Raw genomic sequence first — 11,122 nt, 5'->3', positions numbered from 1 at the left:
GCCGCGTTTCCGCGGCCCTTTGACTATCGCCGAAGCGACAAGGATTACTTCTTCTTCAACAACCCAGCCAGCGTCTTGCCCAGGTCGGCAGGCGACTTCACCGTCGTCACGCCAGCCTTTTCCAGCGCCGCGAACTTGGCAGCCGCCGTGCCCTTGCCACCGGAGATGATGGCGCCGGCATGGCCCATGCGCTTGCCGGCCGGAGCCGACGCGCCTGCGATGAAGGACACCACCGGCTTCTTGACGTATTCGCCAATGAACTCAGCGGCTTCTTCTTCTGCGCTGCCGCCGATTTCGCCGACCATGATGATGCCTTCGGTCTGCGGATCGTCCTGGAACAGCTTCAGGCAGTCGATGAAGCTCAGGCCGTTGATCGGGTCGCCACCGATACCGATACAGGTGGACTGGCCCAGGCCTTCGTTGGTGGTCTGGAACACGGCTTCATACGTCAGCGTGCCGGAGCGCGAGACGATGCCGACCTTGCCCGGCTTGTGGATGTGGCCCGGCATGATGCCGATCTTGCATTCGCCCGGGGTGATGATGCCGGGGCAGTTCGGTCCGATCAGCACGGTTTCCGGATGCTGCGCCAGCACGTTCTTCACGCGCAGCATGTCCAGCACCGGGATGCCTTCGGTGATGGTGACGATAACGCGCACGCCGGCGTCGATCGCTTCCATGATCGAATCCGCCGCGAACGGCGGCGGCACGAAGATCACCGACGCATCGGCGCCGGTTTCGTCGACCGCTTCGGCCACGCTGTTGAAGACCGGCAGACCGATGTGCTCGGTACCGCCCTTGCCCGGGGTTACGCCGCCGACCACCTTGGTGCCGTAGTCGATCGCCTGTTCGGCGTGAAAGGTGCCCTGCTGGCCGGTGAAGCCCTGCACGATCACCTTGGTGTTTTTATTAACGAGAACGCTCATGACTTAGATGCTCCTCACTTCGCGGCGGCCACGGCTTTCTTCGCCGCGTCGTTGAGATCGTCAGCCGGCGTAATCGCCAGACCGGAGTTGGCCAGCAGTTCGCGGCCCTTCTCCACGTTGGTGCCCTGCAGGCGCACCACCACCGGAATCTTCAGACCCACTTCCTTCACCGCGGCGATGATGCCTTCGGCGATGAGGTCGCAGCGAACGATGCCGCCGAAGATGTTGACCAGGATGGCCTTCACCTTGTCGGAGGAAAGAATCAGTTTGAACGCTTCGGTGACGCGCTCTTTCGTCGCGCCGCCGCCGACGTCGAGGAAGTTGGCCGGCTCGCCGCCTGCCAGCTTGATCACGTCCATCGTGGCCATGGCCAGACCTGCGCCGTTGACCATGCAGCCGATGTTGCCGTCCATGGTCACGTAGTTGAGGTTGTACTGCACGGCGGCCGCTTCAGCAGCGTCTTCCTGCGTGAGGTCGCGCATTTTCGCCAGATCCGGATGACGGAACTCGGCGTTGTCGTCGGAGTTGACCTTGCCGTCGAGCGCGGCGAGGTTGCCGTCTTCGAGAATGGCCAGCGGGTTGAGCTCGACCAGCGAGAGGTCTTTCTCGTTGAACAGCTTGTACAGGCCCAGCATGATCTTGGTCAGCTGCGTCACCTGCTTGGCGGTCAGATCCATCGCAAAGCCGAGCTGGCGGCACTGGTAGGGCTGCAGGCCTTCGATGAAGTCCACCACGATGGTGTGGATGTCGTCCGGCGTTTCCTTGGCGACCTGCTCAATGTCCACGCCGCCGTGCTTGGAGGCGATGAAGGTGACGGCCTTGCTGTCACGGTCGACGAGAATCGACAGGTACAGCTCTTTGGCGATGTTGGTGGCATCGGTCACCAGCACCAGGTTCACCGGCAGCGCGCGGCCGGCAGACTGGTAGGTTTCCATGTTCTTGCCAAGCATGCCCTTGGCGGCGGCATGCACCTCATCCAGGCTCTTGCAGAACTTCACGCCGCCGGCCTTGCCGCGACCGCCTGCGTGGATCTGGGCCTTGACCATCCATTGCGAACCGCCCAGGTGCTTGGCGGCATCGACGGCTGCGTCGGGGGAATTGGCGACTTTGCCCGGCGGCACGGCGATGCCGTACTGCGCGAACAGCTCTTTAGCCTGGTACTCGTGGAAATTCATTCGATACCTCGAGTGAATGGGGAAGACAAGGCCTGCGCGGTGGCATCAGCACAGGCGGGGAATAACGGCGGTGATACGGCACTGCCGGCGTGCAGTGCGCTGCAGCCATGCATCGACATGACGTAAACCGCGCAATACGGCCCGGTATTTTCGCAGCAGGCGGACCCGATGGAAAGGGGCAGCCCAAGTCCTTGGCCGTAAAAGGTTTCGTAGGCGCCACCCATGGCGGGTGCGGCTCCGCTCCCGATACACTGAACCGCCTCCCCGTTGCCGAGTGCCACGACCCGTGACCAATCGCGCGCTGACCGATACCGCCAACAGCACCACGACGCGCCACGAATTGTTGTTCCTGAATTATTTCAGGCTGGCGCAGGCGCTGGTTTACGTCGGACTCGCCTTCACGCCGATCGGTGTGGGTTGGCCGCACCTGGACAACGCCGGCCTCGCGCGCATCGTCGCGGTGCTGTTTGTGCTGTTCGCCATCGCGATTGTGTCTGTCACACACGTGACACGAACGCTCGGCTGGCTGGCAATTCTCACGACGCTGCTGGTCGACATCGTCGCCGCTGTCCTGGCGATTTCCGCCATGAACGATGCGCGTATCGGCATTGCCATGATGCTCGCCGTAAACCTCGCGGCAGGCGCGTTGTTGCTGCCGCTGCGACTGGCATTGTTTTTGGCTGCGCTCGCTACACTCGGCGTGCTTGGTCGGGCACTGCTCAATCTGCCGCATCTCGCGACGGCAGACGATCGAGACTTTCTCGAATCGGGCCTGTTCGGCATGGCCTATTTCGCGATCGTCGTGCTGTGTAATGTGCTCGGCCGCCAATTGCGCGCGAGCGAAGCGCTGGCCGAGCAACGCAGCATCGACCTGGTCAATCTGGCGCAGGTCAACGAGCTGATCATTCGCCGCATGAAGACCGGCGTGTTGCTGGTGGACGATGCAAACCGCATTCACCAGATCAACGAATCGGCGTGGATGCTGCTGGGTAATCCTTCGTCCGATCAGCGCGACCTGGGCCGCGTGGCGCCGGAGTTGTCGCGCCGCCTCTATCACTGGATTACCTCAGGCAAGCTGGACGAAACCGCGACACAACTTGCCGATGGCATGCCCGAAGTGGTGCCCCGTTTCAGCCGTCTGGCACCGAATGACGATTCGCTGGTGCTGATCTTCCTCGATGACACATCACTCGTGTCGCGCCGCGCAGAAGAGCTGACACTCAGTTCGCTGGGCCGGCTTTCCGCATCGATCGCACATGAGATTCGCAACCCGCTCGCAGCGATTCGCTATTCGGCACAGCTGCTCGCCGAATCGACTGAGATGAATCCCACCGACTTGCGCATGGTGGAAATCATCAACAATCACTGCAGCCGCTTGAACGAAATCATCGAGAATATCCTGCAGTTGTCGCGGCGCGAACGTTCGCGTCCGGAGACACTCAATCTCGGCGATTGGTCGCACAGTTTTGTCGAGGAATACCGGCAAGGTAACGATCTGGGCGCCGACTCGCTGCGCGTGATCGACAACAGTCCTGCTCCGGTTGCCGCTGTCGCCGATCCGCAGCAATTGCAGCAGGTGATCTGGAATCTCGTGCAGAACGCGTTGCGTTATGGACGCATGCCCGGCGAACCGGCGCGTGTGATGGTGGTAGTGCGGCACGGCGAACATGGCGTACCGATTCTGGAAGTGATCGATCGCGGTCCTGGTATCGCACCGAAGGTAGCGGCGCAAATCTTCGAGCCGTTTTACACCACGCATGAATACGGCACAGGCCTGGGGCTTTACCTCGCCAGGCAAATGGCGGAAGCCAATCAGGCCGTACTGGAATATGTGCGCGTAGCGGGCGGCGGAAGCTGTTTCAGGTTGGTACTGACACCGCCTGTGCGCATCGAACCGACCACATAAGTTGACGAAGCAAGACGACCCTTAGGTCGCACGCACCACCAACGTCGTCGCCATCATCTGCGATTGCACCGTCTGTCCATGAATCTGCGCGAGCACCTTGCGTGCGAGCAACACGCCGCCTTCCTGCCAGTTCTGCCGCACGGTACTCAACGGCGGCAGAAAACTCGCGCCCAGCGGCGTGTCGTCATAACCAATGACCGATACATCGTTCGGCACCGACTGACCCAACTCCACCAGCGCGCGAATCGCGCCCATCGCCAGCAAGTCGCTGCACGCAAAAATGGCATCGAAGCGGACTTTGCGGTCCGACAACGAACGCACCGCTTCGATGCCCGATTCCAGCGTAAATTCCGCCCGTCGCAACAACAGCGGCTTGATGCCGTGGTTGGCCAGCTCGTCGACGAATCCGAACAGGCGCTGCGCCATCTCCGGGTGGTCGGGATTGCCGATGAACACCGGATGGCGGCGTCCGATGGAAACGAAGCGCTCGGCCGCGCTGATGCCGCCCTGGCGGTTATCGCTACCGACCACGATATGGTTATCGCCACCCTGCTCAGCGGCACCCCACACCACCATCGGCATGCCGAGCCGATCATAGAAACGCACCGCATCCTGGTGCGCACCCTGACCCAGCAGGATGATACCGTCCGCCGCCTGCACCGGCGCATCGGTAGCGCCCTGCCGCGTGGTGAGCAGAACGCTGTAACCGGCCGATGTGAGTTCTTGCGAAATACCGCCGAGCAGCGACAGCGGATAGGGATCCCACATCGTGCGCCCGGACGACGGCTTCATCTCCACGATCACCGCCACGGTATGGCTGCGCCGCAAGCGCAGATTGCGCGCACTGACGTTGAGCTTGTAGCCGTGCTTGCGCGCCAGGGCCTGCACCCGCTCGCGCGTCTCGGCATTCACCAACGGGCTTTCGCTCAGCGCACGGGAAACCGTGATCTTGGAGACCCCCGCCAGCTCGGCCAGATCCGCCATGGTCAGATTGGCTCGTGGCGCGACAGGTTGTTTCTTCTTGGTGTGCGTCAAGCGGCAGACCTTCGAATGACAGTGGGCGATGCTGGGCAAGTGTGGCCTGTGGCCGTCGAGACGTCCAATTGCACGCCCGGCACCCTTCCTTGTCGTTGGCTTCAAATGGTGCTCTGCATCAATGATATCGATATCTTGATATCGATATCATTCGCTCTTATGCTCGGCCCCGACAGGCCCTCCAGGCCCACGAAAAGACCAAGCAGAAAATGCCAAGGGGAGAAAGCGTGCTCAGCCACGATGTGCCATCACACGCCACGGACACGGCTCGCCAGGCATCGATTGATCCCTGGCGGATGGTGATTGCGCATCGCCCGACCGAAAGCGAGCAAGCCAGGCTCGAGAGTCTGTTTGCGCTCGCCAACGGCACGTTGGGCGTACGCGGCGGCCTCGAAGAAGGCCGCAGTCCGACCCAGGGCAGCTTTCTTACCGGCGTGTGGGAACGCACCCCGATCGAATATCACGAACGTTTTCCCGGCTTCGCCCGAACAACGGACACGCGCGTGCCCGTCCCCGACGGCACCCGCATTGGTGTGCGTCTTGGCGAAACCCTGGTGGATCTCAACGAAGGCGAATGGCTGTCGTTCGAGCAGACGCTCGATCTGCGCGCCGGTTGCCTGCAACGAACACTGCACTGGCGCTCTCCCACCGGCGTGACTTTGCAGTTCGACGCGGAGCGGATCGTACCCCTGCACACGCACTCCCTCGTGTGCATCCGCTTTCGCGTCACCTCTATTGATTACAGTGGCCCCATCACACTGGAATCGGCCCTGGTCGCCAATAACGTCGCCGCCGCACAGGGCGACGATCCGCGTATCGGCGCACGCATCGAAGGCGGCTTGAGCATCACTGCCTCCGACACCGACGAGACGCTCGCATCGATCTGCCAACGCACGCGCAACAGCCATATCCGGCTCGCCAGCGGGCAACGTCATCGCATTGCGCAGGGCCTGCATTTCGTACGCGCGATCATCGAAGACGGGCAAGGCGTGCAGCAGCATTACACCGCGGACATGCAACCACATGACAGCGTGGTGCTGGAAAAGTACGTCGCCTACGCGTGGAGCCAGCCGGAAGGCAAGGACACGGAAACAGCGCTGCTGCACCACGTCGCTGCAACGCTGGAAAACGCACTGTCGCAAAGCTTCGATGCCCATCGCGCGGACCAGGCCAATGCCTGCGACACCTTCTGGCGCGAAGCCGATGTGTCGATTGACGGCGCCCCCGACATCGAACAGGCGCTGCGCTTCAATCTATTCCATCTGTTGCAGTCGACCGGACGCGACGGCAGCGGAAGCGCCGCCGCCAAAGGCCTCACCGGCGAAGGCTACGAAGGTCATTATTTCTGGGATGCGGAAGCCTTCATCCTTCCTGTGCTGGCGCTCACGTCACCGGAGCAGGCGCGCAGCATGCTCCAATACCGCGTGAATACGCTGGATCGCGCGCGTGCTCACGCACGCGAAATGAATCACCCGCTCGGCGCGCTATATGCGTGGCGAACCATCAGCGGCGACGAATGTTCCGCGTATTTCCCGTCCGGCTCGGCGCAATACCACATCAACGGCGCCATCGCGTTTGCGATACGGCTTTATGTCGACGCAACCGGCGATACCGGCCTGCTCGTCAACGGCGGCGCGGAAGTGCTGTTCGAGATGGCGCGCATCTGGATGCAGGCCGGCAGCTATAACCCGCGCCGTGGCAACGCCTTCTGCATTTGCCAGGTCACCGGTCCGGACGAATACACCGCACTGGTCGACAACAATTACTACACCAACCACATGGCGCAACAGCATCTGCGTTACGCCGCCGTGGTTGCTGCGCAGCTGGCGAATGACCATCCGGATGAATTCGCGCGCATCGCCGCGTCCATCCATCTGTCGGAAAAAGAAATCGCCGCGTGGCTGTCCGCTGCGGACGCGATGTATCTGCCGGTCGATCCTGCGCTGAACATTTTTCCGCAGGACGACGATTTTCTCGACAAGCCCCGGCTCGCGATTGCCCAACACAGCACCCACGGTCATCGTCCGTTGCTGTTGCAGTTGCATCCGCTCACCATCTATCGCCATCAGGTCTGCAAGCAGGCCGATGTGCTGCAAGCGTTTGTGCTGGCCGGCAACGCCATCGACAAAGACAGCAAGCGACGCAACTTCGATTACTACGAAGGCGTCACCGTGCACGATTCCACGCTGTCGGCGTCCACATTCAGCATCGTTGCCTCGGAAGTTGGCTATGCCGACAAGGCGTACAAGTATTTCCTCGACACACTGCGCGTGGACCTGGACAACTTGCATGGCAATACATCACATGGTGTGCACATGGCTGCCATGGCGGGCAGTTGGCTCGCCTTCGCATGGGGATTTGGTGGCATGCGTTCAGTGAATGGACGCCCGTCTTTCGCGCCCACGCTTCCCGCTGCATGGCGCGGCTATCAATTCGGCATTCGCTGGCGGAACAGTCACATTCGCGTGTCCGTCACAAAAAGTGGTGTGGACTACGTCTTGCGCGAAGGTACGCCCACGGAAATTCTGCATCACGGAAAGCTTTTGGTACTGAGCCCGGGACAGACCGTCAGCATGCCGCTGCAAGCTACTGCATTACCGTCGCCAACGTTGAAGGGAGTCATTTTCGATCTCGATGGTGTCATCGCCGACACCGCCGTGGTGCATCACGCGGCCTGGAAAAAGCTGGCGTCGGAGGCGGGTATTCCGTTCGACGATAGCGTCGGCGAACGTTTGAAAGGTGTGGATCGCCGCGGCTCGCTCGATATTCTTCTCGAGAAATCGGCGCGCACGTATTCCGAAGCCGAAAAAGAAGCGCTCGCTACACGCAAAAACACCTATTACCGCGAACAGATCGAACGCTTCGGCCCGCAGAACCTGCTGCCGGGTGCGCGAAAGGCGATCGAATCGGTACGCCATGCGGGTATGAAGACGGCACTGGCGTCCGCCAGCCGCAATGCATCGCTTTTGCTGGAGCGGCTCGGCATCGCCGATCTTTTCGACTACGTAGTCGACGCCAATCACATCGGCCGCGCCAAACCCGATCCAGAAATTTTCCTTGCCGCCGCACGCGGCCTCGGTCTGGCACCGAGCGAATGCCTTGGCGTGGAAGACGCCGCGGCAGGCATTGCCAGCATCCACTCAGCCGGAATGAAAGCGGTGGGAATTGGTCACGCGCAAGCGTTGGCCGGAGCAGACGTGCTGTTGCCGAACGTTGCCGCGTTCGACATCAGCTTGTTCAAGACATAGAGCGGCCAACAGCAGACGTGGTTTGCGCCACGCGAACATCTACAAAAACCGTTTGGGGAGAACGATCGATGAACAGCAAGTCTTTAACTCGTTTAGCACTACCAGCGGCGATCGCGGCCACGCTGATGTCCGGCACCGTGTATGCGCAGCAAACCAGTCAGACAACGCCCACTCAAAGTTCGACCACCACAACGGCACCTGCCAGCGCCACGCCGCCGGCGAGCCCCGGTGCACAGCAAGCTGCAAACGCGAAAAACGCCTCGACGCTGGAACAGGTCGTCGTGACCGGCACCGCGACGTTCGGCGGCGTGAAGAAGATCGATGCCGCGTATTCGATCACTTCGCTGTCCTCGCAGCAGATCAAGGAAGCCAATCCGATCAGCGCCGCCGACCTGCTGAAGCAGTCGCCGGGTGTGTATCCGGAATCGTCCGGCGGCCAGACGGGTGCGAATATCGAAGTCGCAGGTTTCCCGGGTGGCGGCGATGCACCTTACGTCACGTTCCAGATCGACGGTTCGCCGGTCTATCCGATGGCTCTGTCCTTCCTGGATCAGTCGTCATTGACGCGTATTCCCGACGACACGATCGATCGCGTGGAAATCGTGCAGGGCGGCCCTGCAGTGCTGTATGGCACCGGCCAGCCGGGCGTCACGGCAAACTTTATCCAGAAGCAAGGTACCGACGTACCGTCCGGTGATATTGGCTACACGGCTGGCTCCGATGGTTTGCAGCGCATCGACGGTTTCCTCGGTTTCAAGATCGCCAACAACTGGTACGGAAGCATCGGCGGCTGGTGGCGCCGCGATGATTATCGCGACCCGCAATTCACCGCCGACCAGGGTGGTCAGCTTGCTGCCACGCTGACGCGCGACTGGGATAGCGGCTCGCTGATGTTCTATGCGCGCGCGCTCAAAGATCACAACCAATTCGTGACGGATACGCCCATTCTCAATCCGAGCCAAGGCAATTTTTCCGCCTACCCCGGATTCAATCCGCTTTACGGCACGTTTAGCAGCAAAGCCGATCAATATGAAACTATCCAGACCACGCCTTGCTATACCGCCGGCTGCACGCCCGGTGGCATTCCGGTAAACCTGGCCAAGGGCCGCGGCGCCGACATCCACATGTTCGGCGGCAACTTCGACTGGGACTTCGGTAACGGCTGGTCGCTGTCGGACAAGCTGAATTTCACCGGCGGCCAGATGAACACCATCTCGTTCTTCAGCACTGGTGCGAATCCGACCACATTGGGTAATTACATATCCACCGCGGAAGCTGCCGATGGGTTGCCGGCCGGCCTTCCGGTTACGGCTACCTACACCAATGGCCAACCGGCAAGCCTGAACCAGAACGTCACCACGCAGGGCTTGTGGTACGTCCACAAGGACATCGCCGCAATCAGCAACGAATTCCACATCAGCAAAGAACTATTTGAAGGCAACACGCTGACTGTGGGTAACTTCACCACGGTCTACAACGATCACGACACCTGGTACCTGGGCAACAACATGTTGCTGCAGGCAGTCAGCAACCCGAACCCGATCGTGGTCGACCTCGCCGACGGCGCCAATACGTATCAGCTAAGCAGCAATCAAGGTTTCGTCGGCGGACCGACGTACGCGCTCTATGAGCGTTGGAATGGCTTCAACACGGCGTTCTTCTTGACTGACACATGGAAGCTGGGCAACTGGCTGTTCGATGCGGGTATCCGCGACGAACGCGAACGGGCCAGCGGTGGTATTCAAAACAACACAACAAAAGATCTCGACGACAATCCGTACACGCTGTACAACAATGGCTCGAGCGTCCTCGCGCCCGGTCTGAACTACATCAAGTATCAGAAGACCGCTCCATCGTGGACGATCGGTGCCAACTACGAGTTCACGCCGAACATGAGTGCCTACGTGCGACTCAACGACGGCGTGCACTTCCCTGGCTTTGACGATCTGCGCGGCGCATATCCCAACAGCGTTCCGGTGGAGAAGATCCACAACCAGGAAATTGGCTTCAAGTACCAGTCGGACTGGGTCTATCTCGATGTGAGTGCTTACCATCGCCTGTTCTACGGCGTGCCGTACACCTATACCGATCCGCAGGGTCAACAGATCACGCTGCTCTACGGCAGCAACACCAAGGGCGTGAATCTGTCGACGACGTTCAAGCCGTTCGAGCACTTCACGGTAACGTTGAGTGGCGACTACATGGACGGTTACTACTCCAACACCGGCTTGCAGGAATACACCACGCAGTCGGGTGCGACGGCCTTCGCCAGCATGTATGGCAAAGTGCTACAGCGTCAGCCTCGCGTGCAGTTCCGCCTCACGCCGGCCTATACCTTGCCGACCAGCTGGGGCAGCCTGCGCGGAGGTATCACGTATGAATACGTGGGCAACCGCTACGGCGACCTGATCGAACAGCAGCCGCTGGGCAATTACTACGATCTGAGCCTCTTCCTGGCCGCCAATGTCGGTCAGCATTGGGTGTACAGCATCAACGGCACCAACTTGACCAATCAGATCGGTATCACCGAAGGCAACGCCCGCCTGTTCGGCTTTGCCAGCACCAACGGCGTGATTCTGGCTCGCTCCATCATGGGCCGCGAGGTTCAAGGCCAGATCAAATACAACTTCTGATCACAGTTTGCTCCAGTGTTAATCGCCCTCCCCTCCCTGGGGCACCCATGGCCGGGTGTGAAAGCACCCGGCCATGGACTTTATGAACGGCCCTTCGCGTATGCCCCTTCTCCCCCTAGGGGAGAAGGTTGGGATGAGGGGGCGGCTCTTGCGCAAGGTTGATTCAAGGCGTGCTCTGATGGAGGCTGATCGCAAGATTGGC

Annotated in this window: 6 protein-coding genes; 3 read left to right on the top strand and 3 right to left on the bottom strand. The window is 60.7% G+C overall.

Translation table 11 applies throughout. The features are described from left to right. Positions 1-44: 44 nt before the first annotated feature. Complete coding sequence (gene sucD, locus EKH79_RS14715; protein WP_126674591.1) at positions 45-923, bottom strand: succinate--CoA ligase subunit alpha; 879 nt, start codon at positions 921-923, stop codon at positions 45-47. Positions 924-937: 14 nt separating this feature from the next. Further along, complete coding sequence (gene sucC / locus EKH79_RS14710; protein WP_126674590.1) at positions 938-2,098, bottom strand: ADP-forming succinate--CoA ligase subunit beta; 1,161 nt, start codon at positions 2,096-2,098, stop codon at positions 938-940. Positions 2,099-2,384: 286 nt separating this feature from the next. Here sucC and EKH79_RS14705 point away from each other — a divergent pair, with 286 nt between their 5' ends. Then, complete coding sequence (locus EKH79_RS14705; RefSeq protein WP_126674589.1) at positions 2,385-4,004, top strand: sensor histidine kinase; 1,620 nt, start codon at positions 2,385-2,387, stop codon at positions 4,002-4,004. 21 nt (positions 4,005-4,025) lie between these two features. Here the strand turns inward: EKH79_RS14705 and EKH79_RS14700 are convergent, their stop codons facing one another. Continuing rightward, entirely contained in the window at positions 4,026-4,988 is a 963-nt protein-coding gene (locus EKH79_RS14700; protein WP_126675033.1) for a LacI family DNA-binding transcriptional regulator, read from the bottom strand. A 278-nt stretch (positions 4,989-5,266) separates the two neighbouring features. Here EKH79_RS14700 and pgmB point away from each other — a divergent pair, with 278 nt between their 5' ends. Next, positions 5,267-8,287: a beta-phosphoglucomutase gene (gene pgmB, locus EKH79_RS14695; RefSeq protein ID WP_233590337.1), complete on the top strand. Its 3,021-nt coding sequence runs from the start codon at positions 5,267-5,269 to the stop codon at positions 8,285-8,287. A 68-nt stretch (positions 8,288-8,355) separates the two neighbouring features. Next, positions 8,356-10,920: a TonB-dependent receptor gene (locus tag EKH79_RS14690; RefSeq protein WP_126674587.1), complete on the top strand. Its 2,565-nt coding sequence runs from the start codon at positions 8,356-8,358 to the stop codon at positions 10,918-10,920. Positions 10,921-11,122: the final 202 nt, after the last annotated feature.

Source organism: Dyella dinghuensis (assembly GCF_003977615.1).
Classification (GTDB): Bacteria; Pseudomonadota; Gammaproteobacteria; order Xanthomonadales; family Rhodanobacteraceae; genus Dyella_B; species Dyella_B dinghuensis.
Note: the sequence above shows the minus strand (reverse complement) of the source record. Positions and strands in the feature narration are given on the sequence as shown.